Source organism: Vibrio sp. 3-2(1), assembly GCF_963887575.1.
Lineage (GTDB): Bacteria > Pseudomonadota > Gammaproteobacteria > Enterobacterales > Vibrionaceae > Vibrio > Vibrio anguillarum.
The window spans coordinates 24282-50475 of the sequence record NZ_CAWPGB010000065.1 but is presented as its reverse complement, the minus strand read 5'-3'; the positions used below and the strand labels follow the sequence as shown (position 1 = coordinate 50475).

General features: G+C 45.6%; 18 protein-coding genes. 12 read left to right on the top strand and 6 right to left on the bottom strand.

Going from position 1 to position 26194, the window contains the following annotated elements:
* The first annotated feature begins 54 nt into the window (after positions 1-54).
* The 12 genes from rsmC to AACQ79_RS17390 all read left to right on the top strand — a co-directional run bounded on the left by rsmC (position 55) and on the right by AACQ79_RS17390 (position 19947).
* A complete protein-coding gene (rsmC, locus tag AACQ79_RS17445; RefSeq protein ID WP_017049773.1) occupies positions 55-1098 on the top strand; it encodes a 16S rRNA (guanine(1207)-N(2))-methyltransferase RsmC in 1044 nt (347 codons plus the stop codon).
* Positions 1099-1297: 199 nt separating this feature from the next.
* Complete coding sequence (locus tag AACQ79_RS17440) at positions 1298-4690, top strand: response regulator (protein ID WP_026028236.1); 3393 nt, start codon at positions 1298-1300, stop codon at positions 4688-4690.
* Between the two features lie 744 nt (positions 4691-5434).
* Positions 5435-7105, top strand: a complete 1671-nt coding sequence (locus AACQ79_RS17435) for an ABC transporter substrate-binding protein (protein ID WP_013857639.1) — start codon at positions 5435-5437, stop codon at positions 7103-7105.
* Between the two features lie 166 nt (positions 7106-7271).
* Entirely contained in the window at positions 7272-8258 is a 987-nt protein-coding gene (locus AACQ79_RS17430; RefSeq protein ID WP_013857640.1) for an ABC transporter permease, read from the top strand.
* A 2-nt stretch (positions 8259-8260) separates the two neighbouring features.
* Complete coding sequence (locus tag AACQ79_RS17425; RefSeq protein ID WP_013857641.1) at positions 8261-9286, top strand: ABC transporter permease; 1026 nt, start codon at positions 8261-8263, stop codon at positions 9284-9286.
* Positions 9287-9288: 2 nt separating this feature from the next.
* Positions 9289-10272 carry an ABC transporter ATP-binding protein gene (locus AACQ79_RS17420; protein WP_013857642.1) on the top strand — a complete coding sequence of 328 codons (984 nt, stop codon included), beginning with the start codon at positions 9289-9291 and terminating at the stop codon, positions 10270-10272.
* A gap of 37 nt (positions 10273-10309) precedes the next feature.
* Positions 10310-11302 carry an ABC transporter ATP-binding protein gene (locus AACQ79_RS17415; RefSeq protein ID WP_088720904.1) on the top strand — a complete coding sequence of 331 codons (993 nt, stop codon included), beginning with the start codon at positions 10310-10312 and terminating at the stop codon, positions 11300-11302.
* A gap of 148 nt (positions 11303-11450) precedes the next feature.
* Positions 11451-13178, top strand: coding sequence for a glycoside hydrolase family 9 protein (locus AACQ79_RS17410; RefSeq protein WP_170899458.1), 1728 nt, complete (start codon positions 11451-11453; stop codon positions 13176-13178).
* Positions 13175-14050 (top strand): BadF/BadG/BcrA/BcrD ATPase family protein, encoded by an 876-nt coding sequence (locus AACQ79_RS17405; protein WP_170899457.1) that lies wholly within the window; start codon positions 13175-13177, stop codon positions 14048-14050. Before AACQ79_RS17410 ends, AACQ79_RS17405 begins: the two co-directional genes overlap by 4 nt.
* A gap of 9 nt (positions 14051-14059) precedes the next feature.
* A complete protein-coding gene (locus tag AACQ79_RS17400) occupies positions 14060-15973 on the top strand; it encodes a beta-N-acetylhexosaminidase (protein WP_019283250.1) in 1914 nt (637 codons plus the stop codon).
* 93 nt (positions 15974-16066) lie between these two features.
* Positions 16067-18472 carry a GH36-type glycosyl hydrolase domain-containing protein gene (locus AACQ79_RS17395; protein WP_170899456.1) on the top strand — a complete coding sequence of 802 codons (2406 nt, stop codon included), beginning with the start codon at positions 16067-16069 and terminating at the stop codon, positions 18470-18472.
* Between the two features lie 62 nt (positions 18473-18534).
* On the top strand, positions 18535-19947 hold the full coding sequence (locus AACQ79_RS17390) for a phosphoglucomutase/phosphomannomutase family protein (RefSeq protein ID WP_013857648.1): 1413 nt from the start codon (positions 18535-18537) through the stop codon (positions 19945-19947).
* Between the two features lie 106 nt (positions 19948-20053).
* Here the strand turns inward: AACQ79_RS17390 and AACQ79_RS17385 are convergent, their stop codons facing one another.
* The 6 genes from AACQ79_RS17385 to AACQ79_RS17360 all read right to left on the bottom strand — a co-directional run bounded on the left by AACQ79_RS17385 (position 20054) and on the right by AACQ79_RS17360 (position 26135).
* Positions 20054-21082 carry an ABC transporter ATP-binding protein gene (locus tag AACQ79_RS17385; protein WP_094147073.1) on the bottom strand — a complete coding sequence of 343 codons (1029 nt, stop codon included), beginning with the start codon at positions 21080-21082 and terminating at the stop codon, positions 20054-20056.
* Positions 21082-22707 (bottom strand): ABC transporter permease, encoded by a 1626-nt coding sequence (locus AACQ79_RS17380; protein WP_170899455.1) that lies wholly within the window; start codon positions 22705-22707, stop codon positions 21082-21084. The genes AACQ79_RS17385 and AACQ79_RS17380 overlap by 1 nt, the downstream gene beginning before the upstream one ends.
* A gap of 100 nt (positions 22708-22807) precedes the next feature.
* Complete coding sequence (locus AACQ79_RS17375; RefSeq protein ID WP_013857651.1) at positions 22808-23821, bottom strand: Fe(3+) ABC transporter substrate-binding protein; 1014 nt, start codon at positions 23819-23821, stop codon at positions 22808-22810.
* A gap of 140 nt (positions 23822-23961) precedes the next feature.
* Entirely contained in the window at positions 23962-25191 is a 1230-nt protein-coding gene (locus AACQ79_RS17370) for an ammonium transporter (protein WP_170899454.1), read from the bottom strand.
* 27 nt (positions 25192-25218) lie between these two features.
* Positions 25219-25557, bottom strand: coding sequence for a P-II family nitrogen regulator (locus AACQ79_RS17365; protein WP_010317537.1), 339 nt, complete (start codon positions 25555-25557; stop codon positions 25219-25221).
* 191 nt (positions 25558-25748) lie between these two features.
* Entirely contained in the window at positions 25749-26135 is a 387-nt protein-coding gene (locus AACQ79_RS17360) for a YacL family protein (RefSeq protein WP_010317535.1), read from the bottom strand.
* Positions 26136-26194: the final 59 nt, after the last annotated feature.

The following is a 26194-nucleotide window of genomic DNA, read 5'->3' as shown; positions in this document are numbered from 1 at the left end:
GCAAGGGGCAGACTGTGCGAGAATCTGCCCCTCTTTTTTAGCGCAGAGCCCACTATGTCCAGTTACACCGCACCAAGTCAAATTGCCCAGCGTCAGCTTGCTTATTTCGAAGGAAAACATCTTTTAGTGGCTGGAGAAGCGGAGGATTTATTTCCTGTAGAGTTAGCTAATCATTGTCGCTCTGTTTCGGTGTTCACCACTCATTATGGTTACTACCGCCAACTCGAATCCTATCCGCAAATTACATGTCATTTTGGCGCTCAATTTGAGCAAAAAACCGATGCTGACATGATTCTGCTTTACTGGCCCAAAGCGAAGCAGGAAGCTGAATATCTGCTTGCAATGCTGTTGGCCAAACTGGGCAAAGAGACTGAGATTGTGGTCGTGGGTGAAAACCGCTCGGGCATAAAAAGCATTGAAAAAATGTTTGCAGCTTATGGGGTGGTTAAAAAGTATGATTCAGCTCGACGCTGTTCGTTCTATTGGGGGCAATGCACCCAGCAGCCACCAAGCTTCCAGATTGCAGACTGGTTCAAAACTTATCAGGTGCAGTATCAGCAACACGCACTGATTGTAAAAAGTTTACCTGGCGTATTTAGTCATGGCGAGTTTGACCTCGGCAGCCAACTGTTACTCGATACACTACCTAAACTGAGAGGAAAAGTTCTCGACTTTGGTTGTGGTGCTGGTGTGTTGGGTACTGTAATGGCCACATTAAACCCAGATATCGAGATTGAACTGTGCGATATCAGCGCGCTTGCGATTGAATCAACCAAAGCAACCTTGATAGCGAATAACATATCAGGGAATGTATTTGCCTCTGATGTCTACTCAGATACCGCTAAAGATTATCAATTTATCGTCTCAAACCCCCCTTTCCACTCCGGATTAGAGACCAGCTATAGTGCGACAGAAGCCTTACTGGCGAACGCACCAAGCCATCAAACCGCGAAAGGCGAACTTTTTATTGTGGCCAACAGTTTTCTTAAATATACCCCGCTGATTGAACAGGCTTATGGTCATTGCGAGGTGTTAAATAAAACTAACAAATTCATCATTTACCACGCAAAAAAAACATTACAAAAGTCGCAACAATAAGTGTAATCCACTCTCAATTGGTCACTAAACTGGATGATTTTTACGAATTTTGCGTTAGTGACCACGCTTTCCACAGGACTTACTTGTCAAAGTAAAAAAACTCGTTAATTTCGTCACTTTAGGTTTTCTTTGTTTTTTTCATTCACTTTAACGACTACCTCATGCCGTTAAAGCCTCACGGAAAGTAATGCCTTTTTCTATGTTTAGGTTCTCTCGTAAGCAAAAATTTAAGCGCCTGCAAAATACTCTTATGCTGGCTTTTCTCGTTTTGAGCATCACGCCTTTAACTGTGACTGCCATTTTTTTTCTGCAATCACACACTAAAGATCTTCAAGAACAAAGCACGTCTCACTTATTGTCAGTCAGAGACACTAAGCAACAGCAAGTTCTCGATTACCTCACGGCCAAAGAATCAGAAGTGATGGGGTTTGTCCGTTCAGAGTTAGCTTATGCTAGTGGAGGGCGCTTTTACGGCTTAGTCAATGCGTTCCAAAGACTTGGTCTGGATATTGATCAAGCTCGTGAGCATGCCCAGCAGCGTTATATTCCTGGTTCTGGTGATCAGATAAAAACGTCAATATTGCCACAATCGAGCAGCTATGTAGGCAGTGAACGGTATCGCTTACTGCACAAACGCTATCATTGGGCGTATTTAGAACTGCTTAAACGTTCTGATTTTGACGATATTTTACTGGTGGATCTCGATGGTGATGTCGTTTATTCCGTTTATAAGCACGACAACTATGGGACGAATTTACTGACCGGAAAATACAAAGATAGCAATCTGGGTAAAACATTCCGTCAGTTAGAGCAGCAAGTTGGCGAACAACGAAAAATCAATGAAGAATATACACCAGTCATTATTTCTGATTTTTCACAACAAGAAGGGCAATCAGTTGCTTGGCTTGGCGCGCCCATTATTCAACAGGGCTACCTGCACAGCTACGCCATGTTCCGCCTACCAAACAATGGCATCACAAAGCTCGTTGCTGACACCAATGCGACATCGCAAATAAGAACTTTACTCGTCGGGCAAGATCATCATTCTCGAATACTCTCTTACACGCAGCAAGAAATCGAGACTAGTCAAAAAGTGATCAATCTTGCGCTTTCTGGATTGAGTGCCGTTGGTACTTACACTAATACATTGAATGAGAAAACCATTGCCGCCTATGCACCTGTTGCAAACAAAAACATCAATTGGGCCTTGGTCGTAGAGATACCAGAAAAAGAGGCTTATGCGCGAGTTCATCAGCTTGAGAAGTTATTTATTTTCGCCATGCTAACCGCGATTATTTTAGTCGTCATCGCTTCACATTATCTCTCTAATTTTATTACCTCTCCCCTACTGAAGCTCACTTGGGCGGCAGAAAAAGTCTCAGCTGGGGATTTAGATGAAAATGTTATCAATACCGATCGTAAAGATGAGATTGGTCGACTCGCAGTGAGTTTTGAGCGTATGCAGCGTTCAATCCGAGAAAAAATGCAGCTGATTAAAGCGCAAAATAAAGAGCTCGAAAGCAACATTCAATTAATCCGCAAACAGAACGATGAGTTGCATCTCGCTAACAAACTAAAAGATGAATTCCTAGCCACAACGTCACATGAATTAAGAACACCGCTGCACGGTATGGTCGGTATTGCAGAAGCACTGATCTCTGGGTCAAGTGGAACTATCACCGCCGATCATCGTTATCAATTGGGCATAATCATCAGCAGTGGACAACGGCTGACAAACTTGGTCGATGACTTACTCGATTACCATAAAATGCGCTATGGCAGCTTGGATATCAAACAGTGCGCTGTTGATCTATCCGGCGCAACACGCTTAGTGTTAGAGCTGTCTAACCATCTACTCAACAAAAAGCCCATTCGCGTAATAAACCAAATCCCTGATGAATGCATTTGGGTCTCTGCCGATCCACAACGATTAGAGCAAGTGCTTTATAACCTTGTAGGAAACGCCATTAAATATACGACTGAAGGGAAAATTGTCATTTCAGCCAATGTGGTTGATGACAAGATTCGTGTCCAAGTTGTCGATACGGGGCAAGGCATTCCTGCTGAACAACTTGAACACATCTTCGAACCACTGATTCAAGCAGGACAAGATGCTAGTCGTTATCGACAAGGCGCAGGCTTGGGTCTTTCGATCAGCCGTCAATTGATCGAATTAATGCAAGGAACGCTTTATGTCAGTAGCCAACCGATGGTCGGTACGACATTCAGCTTTACCTTACCATTAGCATCAAAAGCGGAAATTGAATCGACAAGCTATATGGAAGCTGGCCATTTCCAATCTCCGACCATTTCAGACATTGAACTGCCTGAAATGCATTCACTACCTGAAAATAAAGAAGGCCCAGTGCTACTGATAGCAGATGATGAACCCGTCAATCTGCGTGTCCTAGACAGCTTCCTACGTTTAGAAGGCTATCAAGTCCGCACCGCTAAAGATGGCAATGAAGTCATTAGCGCGGTCGAAAAAGAAAAACCGGAACTTCTACTGCTCGACATTATGATGCCAGGATTAAGCGGCTACCAAGTCTGTGAAAAGTTAAGAGAAACATACGATCATGCCGAGCTACCTATCATTATGTTGACGGCATTAAATCAAACTGACGATAGAGTTCGTGGTTTTGCAGCGGGAGCGAACGATTACTTATCGAAACCTTTTAATAAGCAAGAGCTCGCTGCACGTATTACGGCGCATTTAACGGCCAGCAAAGCTGAACAAAGACGTATTGAGAACAACCAACTGCAACAAGAGCTGAAGCATAGAGCAATGGTAGAGGCCAGTTTATTGGAAACCCAAGGCCGTCTACTAGAGCAGCTTGAATCTGCTCCTGAGGCCATTATTTGCATTCGAGACGATCATAAAATCCGCTTTGCGAACGAAGCGGCTGCTCGGTTATTTAAGCGCAGCCAAGAACAACTAAAGCGCTCAAATGCGGAAGAACTCATCGCTCCTAAATACTTAGTCGTCGAGCAAGAGCATTACTGCGGTAATATCGATATCTATGTCGAAGATACACGTCAACATATGTCTGCTGATGTGTTACGACTACCGGATGGCTCTGGGCTGCAGGCTATGTACATCTTTAACGTGGGTGGAAACATCAATGCAGCGCGCATCAATAACCTTGAAACCGCTATTGAAGCACTATCCAGTTACGCATTTGAAGGCGATAAAGAAAAACTGCAGCAGCTCAAAGAACTCGGTGGCGAGTTCACTCGTATCGCCGACAAAGTATCGGGAGAGAGTCAATCTAAGCAAGATTTAATGCGCGAAGTACTGGTTGAAGCAATGACCAGTGCTTTAGATTACTGGGAACGGGTCAGTAACCAAAGCAAGTTTACCTTTGCAGAGCAGAGTGGGCTATGGCGAGTGTATCTCGATAGAAGCACATTACAGACTCGGACACTAGACAAGTACTTACGTATCGAGACACTGCCTAAAACACCTCGCTGGCGTACCGTTCTTAATTCGTTAGATTACATTCTTGATCATTGTCAGGAGCACGGCCCTGAACGCTCTCACATCGAAGCGCAGCGCGATAAATTGCAAAAGCTACTGACCTCATCACTCTAAGTACATCAACACCATTAAGCCTGCACTCTGCAGGCTTTTTTATCACTATATTTCCATGACCATCAACGGAACAACCACCCCATTGATGCATCCAGAGTTATGACTAGTTAAATTTAATCAATGTTAACCTCAAGCATCCATTACTCTGGTACGCCTTATTCACTGCATATTACAAACCTTACTTCTCAATAGAAAAAAAGAGGCAAAATGATGATGAAAATTGGAAGTAAAAACTGATTTCTAGGCAATTTCACCAGCAGATTTTCAATTGAAGATGAATAAAGATCCAGATTGCGAACCGAATCACAACAATTCGGCAGAATTAATTTAAGTAAAAAAATTAACGATAAAACTATAAGTGAGCAAGATCTCATGATACAAAAAAAACAAAAAAACATTAAAAATAAAGGGATAAAAAGATAGCGAGCGCTTACAACTATAAGTTAATCGAATTGAGTATGAGAGGCAGATCACTGACCTAAATGAGAGTAAAAATCAAACCAAAGATGGTAAATTGACGTTTATAACGATCACTTTCTACAAATTGACGTTTTTAACGGGAATTCAAATTGATAATTTTCTCTCCAAGGTGTCTTCTTACTCCTGCCAAAGGTCTACAGGCCACTCATGTTGACCAACTCCTCCGGTTTGTTAACACGCAATGAGGTAGGCCTTGGAGAGTGTTTATCAATTGATGACATTCATATCCATTAGTGAAATGAAAGCAAATAGTAAGGAACAGCTATGCTTGCCAATATTAAAAAAACAGCGCTAGCCGCTGCAGTAATCGCCGCCGCAGCGAGCCTTTCAGCTCCAGCAGCCGCACGCAGTGAGCTAACGATCGTACCTGATTTCTACCCTACAATGGTACGTAACTTTAACCCGTATCTAGCAACAAACCTACGTACGACCACTGATTTCATCTATGAACCACTGGTAATATTCAACGAAATGCATGGTAATACACCCGTTATGCGTTTGGCTGAAGGCTTTAAAATGTCTGATGACCTAATGAGTGTTACTTTTGATATCCGTAAAGGTGTTAAATGGTCAGATGGTCAAGCATTTACAGCGGATGATGTCGTGTTCTCTTATGGCTTATTGAAAAATAAACCTGAACTCGACCAACGCGGTATCAACAAGTGGGTAACGAGCGTAGAAAAACTGAACGACTACCAAATCCGTTTCCGTTTAAGTGAAGCTAACTCAAACGTACCTTATGAAATCTCGTTAGTTCCTATCGTTGCTGAGCATGTATGGAAAGATGTGAAAGATCCAGCGACTTTCACCAACGAGAACCCTGTAGGTACTGGTCCGTTTACTGAAATCGACACCTTCACTCCACAGCTATACATCCAATGCCGTAACCCGAATTACTGGGATGCTGCAAACCTTGAGGTTGACTGTTTGCGTGTACCTCAAATTGCAAACAATGACCAATTGCTAGGTAAGATTGTTAACTCTGAACTCGATTGGACCTCTTCATTCGTTCCGGATATTGACCGTACTTATGCCGCTGCAAGCCCTAGCCACCACTACTGGTATCCGCCATCAGGCACACAAGCATTTATGGTTAACTTCAAAAACCCAGATGCAGTAAAAAATGAAGCGCTAAGCAACGTTGATTTCCGTCGCGCATTCTCTATGGCTCTTGACCGTCAAACTATTATCGATATCGCTTTCTATGGCGGCGGTACCGTTAATGACTTCGCTTCAGGCTTAGGTTATGCATTCCAAGCTTGGTCTGATGAAAACATCCACAATAAGTACAAAGGCTACAACACGTACAACGTTGAAGGCGCGAAAAAACTGCTTGCTAAAGCGGGCTTCAAAGACGTGAACAAAGACGGTTTTGTTGATACTCCATCAGGTAAATCTTTTGAGCTACTTGTTCAATCACCAAATGGCTGGACTGACTTCAACAACACAGTACAACTTGCTGTTGAACAGCTTGCCGAAGTAGGCATCAAAGCACGTGCTCGTACTCCAGAGTTTGCGGTTTATAACCAAGCAATGCTTGAAGGTACTTATGACGTCGCTTACACCAACTACTTCCACGGTGCGGACCCACATCTATACTGGAACAGTGCATACAACTCTGCACTACAGAAAGGTGAAGGTATGCCTCGTTTTGCTATGCACTTCTACAAAAACGATAAGCTAGATACTTTGCTAGACAGCTTCTACAAAACAGCGGATAAAAATGAGCAGCTAGAAATCGCTCACGGAATTCAGAAAATCATTGCTGAAAACCAAGTGACCATCCCTGTAATGTCAGGTGCTTACATGTACCAATACAACACAGCACGCTTTAGCGGCTGGTGGAACGAAGAAAATCCTAAGGGTCGTCCAAACATTTGGGCTGGTATCCCTGAGCGTCTATTACACGTACTGGACCTAAAACCAGTTAAGTAAGTAGAAGTTCATTCCTTGCGGCGTACTTCGTGCGCCGCTAAATAAAATCCCCTAAATACCTAGCAAATGTATAACGCTCGTCGTTAGGGGATTTTTCGCTCTAAATTTCGCTAGGAGCGACCTGAAACCAGGTACAGGATAAAACTGGGTGAGTAAGGTGTGAGTTATGGGTTATTTTTTAAGACGTTTGTCATTTTATTTTATCGCGTTGCTGGTTGCAGCAACATTGAACTTCATCATTCCGCGAGCCATGCCTGGAGACCCAGTGACCATGATGTTCGCAAACGCAACAACGCAAGTAACGCCAGAACGAATCGAAGCAATGAAACAGCTTCTCGGTTTCGTTGATGGTCCGTTACCCGTACAGTATTTGACCTATTTAAAAAGCATTCTAAGTTGGGAATTAGGCACGTCGATTAAGTTCTATCCGTTAAGTGTCAATGAATTACTGGGTAGTGCATTTGGTTGGTCGTTATTTCTAGCGGGTACTGCGGTTGTGATCTCGTTCTCAATCGGTTCTCTACTGGGCATTTTTGCCGCATGGAAACGAGGCAGTCGTTACGATACGTTTATTACCCCAGGAATGTTGGTTATACAAGCCGTTCCGCAAGTGGTTATTGCGATGATCGCTATGTTTACTTTTGCTATCGGCTTGCAATGGTTCCCTACGGGCTATGCCTACACTGCTGGTACGATGCCAGATTGGACAAGTTGGACATTCATTAAAGATGTGGCCTACCACGCTTTCTTGCCTCTTGTCTGTGCGTCTCTAGTACAAATCGGTGGGTTTCTCGTCAACATGCGTAACAACATGATTAACCTGCTCGCTGAAGACTACATCACGATGGCGAAAGGGAAAGGGCTCAGCGAAAACCGTGTGGTTTTCCAGTACGCCGCTCGTAATGCTTTATTGCCAAGTGTCACCGCTCTATCGATGTCTTTGGGTATGGCTATCGGTGGTCAGCTCATCATTGAAATTATCTTTAACTATCCTGGCCTTGGTACCGTTTTATTTAATGCGATCAACGCTCGTGATTACCAAGTTCTGCAAGGGCAGCTACTGATTATGACGCTCTTTATGCTGTTCTTTAACCTGTTGGCGGACATGCTTTATGTCGTACTAGACCCTCGCCTACGCAAGGGAGGTAAATAATCATGAAAGATCTCATTAAACTCATTCGCGGCAATACCGTTGCCATGGTCGGTGTCATTATTTTGGGCCTATTTTTATTCATCGCCCTTGCTGCGCCACTGATCACCAAACATGCGCCAGATAAACGTACCGGAAATCCACACGAGTACCCATCGTTCGTCGTCAAAGCCGCTAAAGCAGATCCGAATGGCTGGATTGCTGAAAACTTGGCAACTGACCGCCGTACCTTACTACTCTCAAAAGGTGAAGACCATGTGCTAGGCACCTCTCGTATGGGACGCGATGTTTGGTCACAAGTGGTGTATGGCGCACGAGTCTCACTCGCCGTGGGTTTTGGCGCAGGAATGACCGTCTGTTTTCTTGCGACTGTGATTGGTGTTTCTGCCGGTTACTTTGGCGGTAAGGTCGATGACATTCTAACCGCCGCTATGAATATCATGCTGGTGATACCGCAATATCCTCTTTTATTCGTGGTCGCGGCATTTATTGGAGAGGCCGGCCCATTAACCATTGCACTCATCATTGGCTGCACCTCCTGGGCTTGGGGCGCTAGGGTCGTACGCTCACAAACCCTCGCACTGCGTGAAAAAGAATTTGTCAGAGCGGCGGAAGTCTTGGGTGAATCATCATGGCGCATCATTTTCGTTGAGATTCTACCTAACCTCATCTCCATCGTTGGCGCTAGCTTCATCGGTTCAGTGATGTACGCCATCATGATGGAAGCGACCATCTCCTTCCTTGGTCTTGGCGATCCAAACACCATCAGTTGGGGCATCATGTTGTACAACGTTCAAACGTCCTCTTCTATGCTGATTGGCGCTTGGTGGGAACTGCTTGCGCCTTGTATTGCTTTGACTCTGCTCGTTACTGGTCTGGCTTTACTGAACTTTGCGGTCGATGAAATTGCCAACCCACAACTGCGTTCACACAAAGGAATGAAGCGTTGGAAAAAACTCGCAGAGCAAGATAAGAAAGAGCGTCAGCCTGACCTGCCACCACAAAATGCACTTTGGAGCGGAGATAAATAATCATGACAAACCCACTTATTTCAATCCGTAACCTATGCGTTGACTACATCACCGACGCAGGTGATGTTCGAGCATGCAGCAACGTCAGTTTTGATATTGCACCTGGCGAAGTATTTGGCCTTGCTGGTGAATCTGGCTGTGGTAAATCGACTATCGCGTTTTCACTGATGCGTCTGCATAAGCCGCCCGCGTTTATTACTGGTGGAGAAGTGATTTTTAATGGTGAAAATATCATTAAATACAGCGATGAACGCATGCAATCCTTTCGCTGGAGCCAAATGTCGATGGTGTTTCAAAGTGCGATGAACGCTTTGAACCCAGTATTGACGATGGAAGAGCAATTTTGTGACGTGATCATGCGCCATACCAACATGACTCGTGAACAAGCTAAACGCCGTGCTGAAGGTTTGTTAGAAATTGTCGATATTCACCCAAGTCGCTTAAACGATTACCCACACCAATTCTCTGGGGGTATGCGTCAGCGCTTGGTGATTGCAATTGCTCTCGCGCTCAATCCTAAAATGATCATTATGGATGAGCCGACTACGGCACTTGATGTGGTTGTCCAACGTGAAATATTGCAAAAAATCTATGCGCTGAAAGAAGAGTTTGGCTTCTCTATCTTGTTCATCACCCATGATTTGTCGTTGATGGTCGAGTTCTCTGATCGAATTGGCATCATGTATTCCGGTGAATTAATTGAAGTGGCTCCTTCTAAACAGATTCTGGAAAGCCCTTTCCACCCTTACACCAAAGGGCTGGGTAGTTCTTTCCCTCCACTGACAGGCCCTAAAACGAAGTTAACTGGAATACCAGGTAACCCGTTGAACTTATTGGATATACCTCAAGGTTGTCGTTTCCAAGCTCGTTGCGATCGCGTACATGAAGCTTGCACCAAAATTCCAACGAGTTTGCGCCAAATAGAGCTTGGACGCTTCTCCAGTTGCCACCTTTACGGTGACCCAATTGCTCAAGTGAAACTGTAGAGTACAAGCTGTATTACAAAAATTTCTGGAGACAATTATGAGCAAAAATTTCGGTGAATTACTGGTTGAGGGGAAAAATCTAGTTAAAGATTTTCCAATCAACAGTAACACCCTAAAACAACCTATGATGCGAGCGATCAACGACGTATCGTTTAAAATGTTCAAAAGCCGCGGCTTGGCTGTCGTGGGTGAATCAGGCTCTGGCAAATCAACAACCGCTAAAATGATTGCCAAAATGTACGCCCCAACATCCGGTGTAATTGAATACAAAGGACGCGATATTTTAGACATCACTTCACGCAGTGACCTGATGCGCTATCGCGAAGGCGTACAGATGGTATGGCAAGATCCGTTTGGCTCACTCAACCCAACTCATACCATTTTTCATCATATTGCTCGTCCACTGCTTATCCATAAAAAAGTGACGTCAGGTAATAAGAGAGAGTTAGAAGAACGCGTTCACGATTTACTGGAACAAGTCGGCCTTATTCCACCAAAAGAAACAGCCGCGAAATATCCGCACCAGTTGTCTGGTGGACAGCGCCAACGTGTCAACTTAGCGCGTAATATCGCGGTTGGTGCCGAAGTGGTACTGGCTGATGAACCAACCTCCATGTTGGATGTGTCGATTCGTGCGGGTGTTCTCAACCTGATGGAAGAGATGAAGTTTGAAAAGCAGATGTCGCTGCTTTATATCACGCACGACATCGCCACCGCACGCTACATCGCCGAAGACTTAGCCGTCATGTACGTCGGACATATGGTGGAATGGGGCGATACCGAAGAGATCATTCACGATCCTCAGCACCCATATACTCAACTATTGGTTTCCGCAGTACCCGATCCTAGTAAATCGATACACGAGAAGCTCAAAGGGAACAAAGGCGAAATTCCACTTTGGACCCCGGTATCAACAGGCTGTCCTTTTGCTGGTCGATGCATGCAGGCGAGTGACAAATGTCGTGAACAACTTCCAGCGGTGACTCAGTTGTCTGATAACCACTTTGTTCGTTGTTACTTATTTGAATAATCACTAACGCACACCTTAAGCAATTGAAGCCGCTGACATAACCTCATCGGCTTCAATATCTTAGGTAAAAATATAAAACAAAGTCAGCACACGCCCCCGACGGGTTGAGTGCTGGCGAGAAATCAAAGATCTGGCTTGGAGATGTTTAATGCTGCTACTGATTAACCATATTGGTTATGAGCCACAAGGGCCCAAACAGGCGATACTAATGAGTAACACGCTCCGTGTTTCTTCCGATATCGCCCTGCTTGTTTGTGCAAACAGCCATCAAACGGTGTCGACTTTCGTTGTTGCACCACAAGCTAAAGTCGCACATTGGCATTTAGGTAGCTTTTATACGATCGACTTTTCTCAATACACCACTTCAGGGCAGTATTACCTGCGTTTTGAAAATACCCACTCCCCTATTTTTGAAATTGGTGAAGGGATACTGATGAAAAAAACGTTTTCTGATGTATTGCACTACTTCAAATCACAACGTTGTGGTGGCATTTTCGACCAGCAAGATAAGCTCGTACCACTGCTTGGTACATCAACCACTGCCGATGTACACGGTGGCTGGTACGACGCTTCCGGTGACGTCAGTAAGTATCTTAGTCACCTTTCTTACGCCAACTATTTAAACCCTCAACAAACCCCAATGGTGGTTTGGAATATGCTAAAGGGATTGGCACAACTAGAACACCACTCGAGTTTTGCTGCATTTTCTCGCACTCGCCTTAAGGAAGAGGCGTTATTTGGTGCTGATTTTCTGATCCGCATGCAAAACTCCGAGGGGTTCTTTTATACAACGGTCTTTGACAAATGGAGCAAGGACATTAAGCAGCGAGAGATCTGCGCCTATGCCACTCAATCTGGCCACAAGTCTGACGATTATCAAGCCGGATTTCGTCAAGGGGGAGGCATTGCGATTGCCGCTCTTGCGGTGGCAGCACGTTTAGATGTTCACGGTGATTTCACCTCAGAACACTATTTAACAGCGGCGGAGCATGGTTACTGGCATTTAAAAGAAAATAACACGCGCTATCTCGACGATGGTCAAGAGAACATCATTGATGCCTATTGCGCTCTGCTTGCATCGGTTGAACTCTACCGCTCAACTCATCAAGCAAATTATCTGGTTGAGTGTCGTCTTTGGGCACAAAGGTTATGCGCTTATCAACACAACGACGCTAACATCGCTCATTATTGGGCAGCCAATAGTGATGCCACTCGTCCTTATTATCACGCCGCCGAAGCTGGACTACCAGTGATTGCACTGTGCGAATATCTCGAGATTGAAACAGAAGAACACCGCAAACAATCGGTCGTTCAAGTGATTGAGAATGCTTGCCGCTTTGAGCTCACTATCACTCATCAAGTCAGTAACCCATTTGGCTACCCACGCCAATATGTAAAACCTGTGAATGGCGACAAACGCTGCGCATTTTTTGTCGCTCACGACAATGAATCCGGCTACTGGTGGCAAGGCGAAAATGCGCGTTTAGGATCGCTCGCGTGTATGGCTTATCGCGCCCAAGCCTTCGTCAACGCAGATCTGCATGCCCCTTTAACCACCTTTGCACAAAATGCATTGAACTGGATTGTCGGATTAAATCCATACGATATGTGCATGCTCGATGGGCACGGTCGCAACAATCCAGACTACCTACCCCATTTAGGCTTTTTTAACGCCAAAGGAGGAGTGTGTAATGGCATTACAGGCGGTTTTGAAGATGAAGAAGATATCGCTTTTAACCCAGCGAAACAGAAGGATGACATGATGCAAAACTGGCGTTGGGCTGAGCAATGGATTCCTCATGGTGCTTGGTATCTGCTGGCTATCACAACCCAGTTTTGCCACTTCTCAACACCAGACTTAGAGAGGCAATCATGACTTTTTATTATGTCGGTATTGATGGAGGCGGCACATCATGTCGCGCACGCATCCGCAACGAGCAAGGCGCGCTGTTAGGTGAAGCGAAAAGCGGTAGCGCCAATATTTTATTGGGTGTGGAACTTGCCATGCAGACGATCATTGATGCAATTACTCAAACGGCGCACCAAAGCGGGCTGACGAAAGAGAATTTTGCTCAGATGCACGTGGGTCTTGCTCTGGCTGGTGCAGAACAAAAATCCGCATGGCATGCGTTTATGTCTCAGACACATCCTTTTGCTTCACTAACGCTCAACACAGATGCTTACGGTGCCTGTATTGGTGCTCATAATGGTGAAGATGGCGCAATTATGATCGCGGGAACGGGCTCTTGTGGCCTATTTTTACACGCTGGGCAGCAGCATGTGGTGGGTGGCCGAGAATTTCCCATATCCGATCAAGGCAGTGGTGCCATCATGGGGTTACGCCTAATCCAGCGCGTGTTGCTCATTGCAGATGGTATCGGCGAGCCTTCATCATTAAGCGCTCATGTGATGCAACATTTTAACCACGATGTTGATCAGATTGTCGAATGGTCAAAAAACGCACTCCCACGCGACTATGGCCAGTTCTCTCCCGTTATTTTTTCTCTAGCGCAACAAGGTGATGTGCTGGCGATCGAGCTTCTCAAACAAACCGCGGCAGACATCGAAATGTTTCTTGTCGCTCTTCATAACAAAGGAGCCAAGCGGATCTGCCTCATGGGTAGCATTGCAGAGCGTATCTTGTATTGGCTTTCTCCACCGGTACAGCAGTGGATTGTTCAACCTCAATTCGACGCTATCGAAGGCGCGATTATGTTTGCCGGCAAAGCCGAGCATAATTTGTATTAAGGAATCACTATGAGCTATCGAATTGACTTTGCGGTACTCTCAGAACAGAAGCAATTTTGCCGTTTTGGTTTAACGTTCCATAATTTAAGCGATCAAGACCTAAAAGACTGGTCGTTACATTTTGTGATTGATCGCTTCATTCAGCCAGACAGCATCACCCATGGCAACGTAGTGCAAATAGGCAGTTTCTGCTCATTAACGCCAGATATGACTGTGCTTGCTGCAAACTCGCATTTTTACTGTGAATTTAGCATCAAAACCGCCCCTTTCCATTTTTACACTGATGGCGTAAAGCACGCTTTTGTTCAATGCAATGGTGAGCAACCGCTCGAACGTCATGATGTGATCGTAACTCCGATTGCTCTCGCCTCGCCTTATCGTGAGCGCAGTGAAATACCCGCAACAGAAGCCGCGAGCCTCAGTCTCATTCCATTACCAAACAAGATTGAATCCGGCACAGGGCATTGCACCTTAACGACTTCGAGCCAGATTACCTTGCAATCCACGTGCGCTGAGCAAGCTGCGACTTGGTTACAACAGGAACTCAACCGTATATTTGATTTTCAGCCCAAACCCATTGGCAGCGCTGATATTATCTACCGCACTAACCCGACCTTTGACGAGGGCGCGTATCAACTCAACGTCGATCGTACCGGCATTCGCTTAGAGGCGAGTGGCCATCAAGGCTTTATGTATGCTAGCGCGACCCTGTTGCAGTTGATTCAAGTTCAAGATCAATCGTGGTTAGTCCCCTGCGTCAAAATCAGTGATGCGCCACGCTTTAAGTACCGAGGCATGATGCTCGATTGTGCGCGCCATTTTCATGGAATCGAGACAGTTAAGCGGCTTATTAACCAATTAGCGCATTACAAATTCAATACGTTCCATTGGCATTTGACCGATGACGAAGGATGGCGTATCGAAATTAAAGCACTGCCACAACTCACCGACATCGGTGCATGGCGAGGGGTTGATGAAGTGCTCGAACCTCAATACAGCTTGTTAACGCAGCGCCACGGTGGTTTCTATACACAACAAGAGATCAAAGAGGTTATCGCATACGCTCAAGAGCGTGGTATCACAGTGATCCCTGAAATTGATGTTCCCGGACATTGCCGCGCCGCGATCAAATCTCTGCCTCATCTGCTGGCCGATAAAGAGGATCAATCACACTATCGCAGCATTCAATATTATAACGATAACGTCCTCTCCCCCGCCCTTGAAGGAACGTATGAGTTCTTAGATATCGTCTTGCAAGAAGTCTCTGAGCTATTTCCATCCCCCTTTATCCATATTGGTGCCGACGAAGTGCCCGATGGGGTCTGGATTAACAGCCCTAAATGTCAACAACTGATGGCTGATAATGGCTATACCGAGGCCAAAGAATTACAAGGACACTTACTACGTTATGCCGAACAAAAACTGCGTACGCTTGGCAAACGCATGGTCGGCTGGGAAGAAGCGCATCATGGTAATAAGGTCAGTAAAGATACTGTTATCTACTCTTGGCTTTCTGAAGCGGCGGCATTGAACTGCGCGAAACAGGGGTTTGATGTGATTTTACAACCCGGTCAGTACACGTATCTGGATATTGCTCAAGATTATGCACCAGAAGAACCGGGCGTTGACTGGGCTGGTGTCACCCCATTAGAAAAAGCCTATCGCTATGAACCCTTAGCCGAAGTGCCCGAAAACGATCCACTCCGTAAGCGAATTCTCGGTATTCAGTGCGCTTTATGGTGTGAATTAATCAATAACCCACAGCGTATGGAATACATGATTTACCCACGCTTAACTGCACTCGCCGAAGCAGGATGGACTCATAAAGTGCATCGTGATTGGCAAGATTATCTGTCACGGCTCAAAGGACATCTGCCTATGTTGGACAAGCAAGGCATCCGTTACCGAGCACCATGGAAATAAACACAACACTTGGAGTCGGCATTACCTCTCCTTGGTTTTCACTAGCATAATTTTTGGCTGCAAAAGACGCAGTTTGTTTAAAAGGAAATGACAATGAAATACGGCTATTTCGATAACGACAATCGTGAATATGTCATCACACGCCCTGACGTTCCAGCGCCTTGGACCAACTACTTAGGGACAGAAAAATTCTGCACCGTGATCTCTCATAACGCGGGCGGTTACTCTTTTTACAATTCACCAGAATATAACCGTGTTACCAAATTTCGCCCGAACGCTTCTTTTGATCGCCCAGGGCACTATGTTTACTTACGTGACGATGCAACTGGCGACTATTGGTCTATTTCTTGGCAACCTGTAGCAAAAAGCTTAGAAGAAGCGAAGTATGAAGTCCGCCACGGCCTCTCTTACTCCAAATTCAAATGTGAATACAGCGGCATTAGTGCCACTAAAACTCTCTTTGTACCGAAAGGCGAAGATGCTGAAATTTGGGATGTCGTCATTAAAAACGATTCCACTGAGACTCGCACTATCAGCGCTTTTTCGTTTGTTGAATTCTCTTTTAGTCACATTCAATCCGATAACCAAAACCATCAGATGTCGCTTTACTCTGCAGGTACCGCTTATCACGCGGGTGTGATTGAGTACGATCTTTACTACAACACCAATGATTTCGAAGGCTTTTACTACTTAGCCTCGACGTTTGATCCAGACTCTTATGATGGACAACGCGATACCTTCCTCGGCTTGTATCGTGACGAAGCCAATCCCATTGCAGTAGAACGTGGTCACTGCTCGAACAGCGCGCAAACCTGCTACAACCATTGCGGTTCGCTGCACAAACAATTTGTGATCCAACCGGGTGAGGAAGTTCGCTTTGCTTATATTTTGGGAATTGGTAAAGGCAATGGCGCGCGTTTGCGTGCTAAGTACCAAGACTTGGCTAATGTCGATGCCGCTTTTGCTGGGATCAAAGCGCATTGGGATGAACGTTGTGCGAAATTCCAAGTAAAATCACCGAATGAAGGCCTTGATACCATGATCAACACTTGGACGCTTTATCAAGCGGAAACGTGTGTGGTGTGGTCTCGCTTTGCCTCTTTCATTGAAGTGGGCGGTCGTACTGGCCTTGGTTACCGTGATACGGCGCAAGATGCCATTTCAGTACCGCACGCAAACCCGAAGATGACCCGTAAACGCTTGGTTGATCTGCTTCGTGGTCAAGTCAAAGCGGGCTATGGCCTACACCTATTTGATCCTGACTGGTTTGATCCAGAAAAAGCGGATGTCAAACCATCAAAATCGCCAACCGTTGTACCAACACCAAGTGATGAAGATAAGATCCACGGCATTGAAGATACGTGTTCTGACGATCATCTCTGGCTCGTTCCAACCATCTGTAAATACGTGATGGAAACAGGTGAAACATCCTTCTTTGATGAAGTGATCCCTTACGCCGATGGTGGCAATGCAACGGTTTACGAACACATGAAGGCGGCGCTTAACTTCTCGGCAGAATACGTGGGGCAAACAGGTATCTGCAAAGGCTTACGCGCTGACTGGAACGATTGCTTGAACTTAGGTGGTGGCGAATCATCTATGGTTTCTTTCCTCCACTTTTGGGCACTGCAAGAGTTTATTGACCTTGCAAAATACCGTGACAATGCAGAGGACGTTGCGAAATACACCGAAATGGCGGCGAACGTACGTGAAGCTTGTGAAACTCACCTTTGGGATGAAGAAGGTGGCTGGTATATCCGTGGCCTAACGAAAAATGGCGACAAGATAGGAACTGCTCAGCAAACTGAAGGTCGAGTTCACCTTGAATCAAACACACTCGCCGTCTTATCGGGCGCAGTGTCGCAAGAGCGTGGTGAAAAAGCGATGGATGCCGTTGATGAGAATCTATTCTCCGAATACGGTCTACATCTGAACGCACCTTCCTTCTCAACCCCTAATGATGACATCGGTTTCGTTACTCGTGTTTATCAAGGTGTTAAAGAAAATGGCGCTATTTTCTCACATCCAAACCCTTGGGCATGGGTTGCAGAAACGAAGCTTGGCCGTGGTGATCGAGCCATGAAGTTCTACGACGCATTAAACCCTTATAACCAAAACGACATCATTGAAAAGCGCGTTGCCGAACCTTACTCATACGTGCAGTTCATTATGGGACGAGATCACCAAGATCACGGCCGTGCAAACCATCCATGGTTAACAGGTACGTCTGGTTGGGCCTACTTTGCCGTCACCAACTTCATTTTGGGTGTTCGTGTAGGTTTTGATGGCCTCGTCGTAGACCCATGCATTCCTACCAATTGGCCTGGTTTTGAAGTCACTCGCCGATGGCGCGGCGCGACTTACAACATCACAGTGCAAAACCCGAACTCCGTCAGTAAAGGGGTGAAAACAATCACAGTGAATGGCGAAGCAGTAGAAGGCGTGATTCCTGTCATGGCACAAGGCACTGTCAACGATGTAGTGGTTATTCTCGGTTAACACGATTTGAGCCTCAGCGCGAAGGAGCTGAGGCTCAACATTCGTCCCACAAGGATTTTATTATGATCAAATTTGGTACAGGTGGCTGGCGCGCCTTTATTGGTGAAGAGTTTACCAAAGACAACGTCTGTCTAGTGGCTCAATCACTTGCCAACATCATTAACCACGAAAATGTGGCTAACAACGGGTTCGTTATCGGCTACGACCGCCGCTTTCTTTCTGACAAAGCCGCACGTTGGTTTGCGCAAGTCTTAGCAGCGAATGGCGTGGTGGTAAGTTTTATCGATAAGTTTGTTCCTACCCCTATTGTGATGTTCAAGGCCAAAGAGATGAATTGCGCCTATTCGGCGTGTATTACGGCATCCCACAACCCTGCGGACTACAACGGCATCAAAGTGTTCATTGAAGGTGGACGAGACGCTGATGAAGTGATCACGCAAAAGATTGAACAACAAATCGCTTCACTGACGCTTGCCGATGTAAAACACGTCGAATTTGAACAAGCGCTGCAAGATAAATCGATTGTCATCATCAATCCAATGAATGAGTTTGTCGATTCAATCATCAACTTTATCGACATTGAAGCGATCAAAAAAGCCAACCTACGTGTGTTGATTGACCCTATGTTTGGCGTCGCAAAAAATGCATTGCAGACGGTTCTGATCAATGGCCGCTGCGATGTGGATGTGATCAATGATGGCAAAAACCCCGATTTTGGCGGTTTAATGCCTTCCCCTAATGCAGCGACTCTTTATCGTCTCAAACATTTAGTGGCCGCAGAAGGTTACGATATTGGGATAGGTACCGACGGCGATGCAGACCGACTTGGTATTATTGATGAGAAAGGCAACTTCATCCATCCTAATGAAGTACTGATCCTGCTTTACTACTACCTGCTTGAATATAAGGGTTGGAAAGGATCCGTGGTGCGTAATATCGCCACCACCCACCTGCTGGATAAAATTGCCGCTGACCACGATGAGAAAAGTTTTGAAGTCCCCGTTGGCTTTAAACACATCAGCTCACAAATGGAAGCGGATGATTCACTGATTGGTGGTGAGAGCTCCGGCGGTTTAACCATTCGTGGACACATCAAAGGTAAAGATGGGGTTTTTGCATCGAGTTTGTTGGTTGAAATGATCAGCGTGACAGGTAAAAAACTCTCCGAATTACTGGGGGAAATTTACGCGAAATACGGTTACGCCTACACCGCAGAAGGTGACTGCAAATTTAAGGCCGCACAAAAAGAGTCGTTGTATAACAAAATCTACGTTGAGAAACAGTTGCCTCAATTTGAGTATGAGATTGAGAAAGTCAGTTACGAAGACGGAGCCAAAGTCTACTTTAAAAACGGCGGCTGGGTTATTGCTCGTTTCTCTGGCACTGAACCATTGCTACGCATTTTTGCTGAAATGGCGGATAAAGACACTGCAGAACGTGTTCTTCAACAGGTGAAAGATTTTCTATCGTTATAGCTTTTACCCACTTCGACTCAAATTTGAGTCGCTATACCCGCACAGTATGAAGAGGTTGTAGGTATATCGATGAAGAACACTTGCCCGGCGTCATGCCGGGCTTTTTTTAAAAAGCCAACACACCTTGCGTATCAATGCTGACTGCAACATTTTGCCCAACGCTCAACGGCTGTGAAGAACTCGCCAGCAACTTACTGCCATACGCATCAATCACATAACGGCAGTGATCGCCCATAAATTGCTGCTCTAACACGCGGACTTTGCTCTCTTGCTGCGCACTAATTTGAATGTGTTGTGGCCGCAGTAGTAATTCGCATTTGGCTTCAAGCTCAATGGGTTGCTGAGCTTTGGCGTCAACCACACCTAAATCGGTCTCAAATTGCCATTCTGAAATTCGTTTGGCGCTTAAATAACTTCCACCACCTAAGAAATCGGCCACAAATTTACTCGACGGTTGGTAGTACAGCTCTGATGCGGTGCCATATTGCTCAATCACACCGTGGTTCATTACCGCCATTTTATCAGCAAAAGCAAAAGCTTCTTCGCGGCTATGGGTCACAAAAATAGCCGTCACACCCTGCTTTTTAAAAATGTTGCGAATTTCACCGATCAACTCATGGCGAACTTGGGTATCGATGTTGGAAAACGGCTCATCAAGCAGTAGCAGATCCGGTTTATACGCCAAGGAGCGAGCAATCGCCACTCGCTGCTGCTGTCCACCCGATAGTTGATGAGGATAACGATCCCCCAGCCCCGCTAAGTGCACTAATGCCAACATCTCTCCGACTTTCGCTTTGCGCTCGGTTTGAGAGAGTTGACGCAATCCAAACGCGATATTTTCCGCAACAGTTAAGTGAGGAAACAGCGCATAATCTTGGAAAATCATCCCTATGTTTCGCGCTTCCGGTGGCAACCAATGTTGACCATCATCAATCGTTACACAATTAAGGCTCATCACCCCAGAGCTAAGCGGCAGCAAACCCGCAATAGCTTTCAATAAGGTCGTTTTCCCACAACCACTTGCTCCTAATAAACAGACGATTTCTCCCTGTTTGACTTCCAGCGACAGTGATTGTAAAACCGTTTGGTTTTCATATTTGCAAGTCAAATCATGGATAGACAGCGCACAACTCATCAGTGATTTTGCTCCAGTGAACGGTTAACGACGATAAGCGGAATTAAACCAACCGCGACCAAGAGTATCGCAGGCAAAGCAGCCACTTCTAATTGTTCATCCGATGCGTAGTTATAAACATAGGTCGCCAAGGTTTCGAAATTGAACGGACGCAATAACAAAGCGGCATTCAGCTCTTTCATTGACTCAATAAACACCAACAACCCAGCGATAAGCGTACCACGGCGGATCAATGGCAGATGAACTCGCCACAGCATAGCGTTCGATCGATAACCCATAGTTCGAGCCGCCATATCCAAAGAAGGTGAGACTTTATTGAGGCTACTTTCTATGCTACCAATCGCCACGGCCGAAAAACGCACCACTAAAGCAAAAATAATAGCAAACATCGAACCAGAAAAGATAAGACCCGGTCGCCCCCATTGCATCGCTTTAGCAACATCATTGACCCAATGATCCATAAACAGCACCGGAACCATCACACCAATCGCTAGCACGGTTCCGGGAACCGCATAACCCATAGAAGACAAGCGCATAAAGGCTAAAGTCACCCCATTGGAGTTCAACCGATGGCAAAAATTCACGACCAAAGCAATCAACACCGCCACCAGCGCTGTCGTCAACGAAACCGTTAAGCTATTGATCGCAAAGTCTTGGAACTCCGAAGTCCAACTTTTCGAAAAATAATGATAAGCGAATGAGGCCAACTGCAATAAAGGCAGAAGAAACGCGAGCGCAACTAGCCCCCAACACCAACACAAAGCGGCCCATTTTTTCCACCCTTGCAACTGATAGCGAAAATCTTCATGGCTGTTAAATTGGCTTTGAAATAATTTCTGTTTACGACGACTATAGCGCTCTGCGCTCAGCAGTAATAATACAATCACCAACATGATGGCAGATATTTTCGCTGCCGCATTCAAATTCGAATAACCGAGCCAAGTGTCATACACCGCAGTCGTTAGGGTATTAACGGCAAAGTAACTCACCGTACCAAAATCTCCCACCGTTTCCATCGCCACTAAGGAGAGGCCAACCGCCATCGCGGGCCGTGCAAGCGGTAGTGAAATCAGACGAAAACTCTGCCACGGAGAGCATTTTAATAGACGAGCGGATTGCAATAAGGAGACGTTTTGTTCCATGAATGCTGCACGGCACAGTAGGTAAACATATGGATAAAGCACCAGCGCAAGCACAATGCTTGCCCCGCCCAAACTGCGAATGTCGGGAAACCAGTAATCACCTGCGCCCCAACCCGTAATATCTCTAAGTAACACTTGCACTGGGCCTGCGTAGTCAAACCAACCGGTAAAGATGTAACCGATAATATAGCCGGGCATCGCAAGTGGTAACACCAAAGCCCATTGTAAAATGCGTTCGGTAGGCAGCCTACACATCGCCATTAACCAAGCACTGGGAATGCCAAATAGCAAAGAAAGCCCCATCACACTGAACGTTAATACGACGGTATTAAAGGTATAGGTGGGCATCACTGTTGACATGAGATGAGAAAAAACCTCATCACTTTGTCCCGCAGCGGTAATAAAGATGGCTAAGATCGGCAAAACCAGTAGCACAGTGACGCTGGCACTACTGGTTTTCCATAATGTATTTTTTTCTTTCATTGCCTAATTACAATAAGGCTTACTGACACATAAATGCGTTTGCAAATACATCTCATGCCCCTTCAATAGAATAGGGGCACTGTTATACCCCTAGAACCGATTAAAGGTCAAATTTCACTTCATCAAGCAGCTTAATTGCCGCGGCATGATTGTCGGCAATTTTTTCGAGCGGCAGTGGATCCGCTTTAAAATCACCCCATGAAGCGACTAGTGCAGAACGCTCAACACCTGCTTTTACTGGGTATTCAAAGTTGACGTCAGCGTACATGTGCTGTGCTTTATCGCTGGTCAAAAACTCCATCAGCTTAACTGCGTTTTCTTTGTTAGGCGCGTACTTCGCCATCGCCATACCACTCACGTTAACATGCGTGCCTTGCGCATTCTGACCTGGGAAGTTGATGTAGACGGCTTCAGCCCATGATTTTTGCTTCTCATCAGCTAACATTTTCCCTAAATAATAGCTATTACCCAATGAGACATCACACAAACCTTCTTTAATCGCTTTAACTTGGTCACGATCATTACCTTGAGGCTTACGTGCTAAATTTGCTTTGACACCTTCAAGCCAAACTTTAGTGCTCGCTTCGCCTTGCTCTGCAATCATGGATGCAACCAGCGCCACGTTGTAAGGGTGCTTACCACTACGAGTACAGATTTTGCCTTTAAATTCAGGCTTCGCGAGGTCAGCGTAGTTGAAGTCATCACCCAGCTTGCCTACGCGATCGCGTGATGAGTAGACGCTACGGGTACGTATTGTTAGTGCAAACCACTCATCTGCGCTATCGCGATATTGGGCGGGAATGTTAGTTTCAATGGTTTTGTTATCCACCGCTTGGACTAAACCCTTTTCAGATAACTCAAAAAGACGGCTAAATTCTGAGGTTAAAATCACGTCAGCAGGGCTGTACTCACCCTCTTGTACCAATTTCTCAGCAATCCCTTCTTTCGCAAACTTCACATTCACTTTAATGCCCGTTTGTTGAGTGAACTCTTTAAACATCGGCTCAATCAAAAATGGTTGGCGGTATGAGTAAACGTTGACCTCCTCTGCCGCCATCGCGCTCGGAGCCATCACACTACATGCCATCGCAGACAGAGTAAGCAGTTTCTTCATTTCTAGTTCCCTTTAAAATTGGTAATGATAATGTTTATCAGTTTCGTTATTATATTGATGATAGATTGAAAAACAATTCAATCAATAAAAAAACCTGCCTTAATCGGCAGGTTTTTAGGTAGGTTATCTGTAAGGAAATATTACTTTATTGTCACGAATTCTGGGTAGGCCCCCACCCCACAGTCGTGCATATCCATCCCTTCTAATTCTTCTTCTTCCGAAACTCGAATGCCTATCGTTGCCTTCAGGATGCCCCAAACCACAAGGCTTGCACCAAATACCCAAGCGAAAATCACTGCGGCTCCAAGTAGTTGAGCGCCAAAAGTCGCATCAGTATTGCTGATTGGCACAACCATTAAACCGAACAAACCACATACGCCATGTACTGAAATTGCGCCCACAGGATCGTCAATTTTCACTTTATCAAGGGCTATAATGCTAAACACAACCAACACACCCGCTACAGCACCAATCGCTACCGCATACAGTGGTGATGGAGAGAGAGGATCAGCGGTAATAGCCACTAACCCGGCCAACGCACCGTTGAGTACCATGGTTAAATCCGCTTTACCCCAAGTGGTTTTACACACTAATAGAGCCGCGATAGAACCCGCTGCTGCAGCGGCATTGGTGTTGAGGAAAATCTGACCAACCGCTGTTGCGTTTTCAAAATCAGACAGCATTAGTTGTGAACCACCGTTAAAACCAAACCAGCCAAACCACAGGATAAATGTACCTAAAGTCGCAAGTGGCATGTTGGAGCCCGGAATAGGGTAAATTTCACCATTTTTACCGTATTTACCTTTACGTGCTCCCAACAAGATGACCCCAGCTAGCGCCGCCGATGCACCCGCTAAGTGAACAATACCAGAGCCGGCAAAATCACTGAAACCGGCAGCTGAAAGAAAGCCACCACCCCAAGTCCAATAGCCTTCCATTGGGTAAATGAATGCGGTCAAAATGACGGAAAAAATAAGGAACGACCACAATTTCATTCGCTCAGCGACAGCGCCAGAAACCACCGACATCGCGGTTGCCACAAACACCACTTGGAAGAAAAAGTCTGATTCAAGGGAGTGATCCGCGCCTTCAGCTTGGCTACCTATCAAGGAGCCGAATGAAGGCAGCCAGCCTGCTTCTGCGTTATCAATATACATAATGTTGTAACCAACCACTAAATACGTGGTACAGGCAATCGCGTACAAACAAAAGTTTTTGGTTAAAATTTCAGTGGTGTTTTTAGAACGAACTAAACCTGCCTCTAGCATGGCAAAGCCAGCTGCCATCCACATCACCAACGCACCCGAAATCAAGAAAAAAAACGTATCGAGTGCGTAACGTAGCTCTGTTACCGTTGCTGCTAATTCCATAATGGTTATCTCCAATCCTTTGAATCTTTACAGTGCTTCACTGTCCATTTCGCCAGTACGAATACGCACAGCTTGGCTGAGGTCATACACAAAAATTTTTCCGTCACCAATTTTTCCGGTGTGCGCCGCTTTGATGATCGCCTCTATCACGCGATCGACATTTTCAGCTTGTGTCGCTATTTCTAATTTCACTTTAGGCAGAAAATCGACTTGATATTCCGCGCCTCGATAGAGCTCGGTGTGCCCTTTTTGGCGACCAAAGCCTTTCACTTCGGAAACCGTCATCCCTTCGATGCCGACATCGGCCAAAGCTTCACGCACATCGTCTAACTTAAATGGTTTAATTATCGCGTTGATCAGTTTCATTGCATCCTCTCACAAGCAGTAGTCCGTTTACGATCAATACAATCCAAGCTGCGTGCCAACTTTTTAACTTAATGATTTTAAAAGATTTGCAACCATTTCTTATGCCAAAAAGAAAAGGGTTGCACAAATGAGGTGCAACCCTTTCCCACAAATAAAGCGAAGTGTTTAATCTTCACCAGTTTTGTGCAGCGCTAAGTGAAGTCCGCAGGTGAATAACGTACAAATTCGCACCACTGCTTGATCATCAAAGCAAAATCATCGATGCCGCAGCTTGCGGTGCTTTCACAATCGTAAAAATCAAACTCACTGTCACTATCAAGCGCTTCACCATGCGTCAAAACATTGGCCTGAACCGTGACCTCATCGGCAAGAATCATCACGCTGATCTCCTGCCCCTCAAGCGTCTGCTCTTGATTAAATGCACGTTTCGATGCTGCCATTAGCGCAATAACTTGATCTATTTTGGGAAGATCGTTGCTGATCTCCTCTTGTAGCCAACGGCCAATAATTTCGTGCCCCATCGAAAAAGAGCAGTAATAGCTCCCATCTAGGGTATTTTTTTTAAATTCGTAGTCCATCGGGTTCTCGATATTGGTGTTTGGGGATACTGATAACTTTGTTATTATCGGTGATTATG

Coding starts and splice junctions, on each gene's coding strand:
- rsmC (WP_017049773.1), top strand. CDS start 55: ATGTCCAGTTACACCGCACCAAGTCAAATTGCCCAGCGTCAGCTTGCT.
- AACQ79_RS17440 (WP_026028236.1), top strand. CDS start 1,298: ATGTTTAGGTTCTCTCGTAAGCAAAAATTTAAGCGCCTGCAAAATACT.
- AACQ79_RS17435 (WP_013857639.1), top strand. CDS start 5,435: ATGCTTGCCAATATTAAAAAAACAGCGCTAGCCGCTGCAGTAATCGCC.
- AACQ79_RS17430 (WP_013857640.1), top strand. CDS start 7,272: ATGGGTTATTTTTTAAGACGTTTGTCATTTTATTTTATCGCGTTGCTG.
- AACQ79_RS17425 (WP_013857641.1), top strand. CDS start 8,261: ATGAAAGATCTCATTAAACTCATTCGCGGCAATACCGTTGCCATGGTC.
- AACQ79_RS17420 (WP_013857642.1), top strand. CDS start 9,289: ATGACAAACCCACTTATTTCAATCCGTAACCTATGCGTTGACTACATC.
- AACQ79_RS17415 (WP_088720904.1), top strand. CDS start 10,310: ATGAGCAAAAATTTCGGTGAATTACTGGTTGAGGGGAAAAATCTAGTT.
- AACQ79_RS17410 (WP_170899458.1), top strand. CDS start 11,451: ATGCTGCTACTGATTAACCATATTGGTTATGAGCCACAAGGGCCCAAA.
- AACQ79_RS17405 (WP_170899457.1), top strand. CDS start 13,175: ATGACTTTTTATTATGTCGGTATTGATGGAGGCGGCACATCATGTCGC.
- AACQ79_RS17400 (WP_019283250.1), top strand. CDS start 14,060: ATGAGCTATCGAATTGACTTTGCGGTACTCTCAGAACAGAAGCAATTT.
- AACQ79_RS17395 (WP_170899456.1), top strand. CDS start 16,067: ATGAAATACGGCTATTTCGATAACGACAATCGTGAATATGTCATCACA.
- AACQ79_RS17390 (WP_013857648.1), top strand. CDS start 18,535: ATGATCAAATTTGGTACAGGTGGCTGGCGCGCCTTTATTGGTGAAGAG.
- AACQ79_RS17385 (WP_094147073.1), bottom strand. CDS start 21,082: ATGAGTTGTGCGCTGTCTATCCATGATTTGACTTGCAAATATGAAAAC.
- AACQ79_RS17380 (WP_170899455.1), bottom strand. CDS start 22,707: ATGAAAGAAAAAAATACATTATGGAAAACCAGTAGTGCCAGCGTCACT.
- AACQ79_RS17375 (WP_013857651.1), bottom strand. CDS start 23,821: ATGAAGAAACTGCTTACTCTGTCTGCGATGGCATGTAGTGTGATGGCT.
- AACQ79_RS17370 (WP_170899454.1), bottom strand. CDS start 25,191: ATGGAATTAGCAGCAACGGTAACAGAGCTACGTTACGCACTCGATACG.
- AACQ79_RS17365 (WP_010317537.1), bottom strand. CDS start 25,557: ATGAAACTGATCAACGCGATAATTAAACCATTTAAGTTAGACGATGTG.
- AACQ79_RS17360 (WP_010317535.1), bottom strand. CDS start 26,135: ATGGACTACGAATTTAAAAAAAATACCCTAGATGGGAGCTATTACTGC.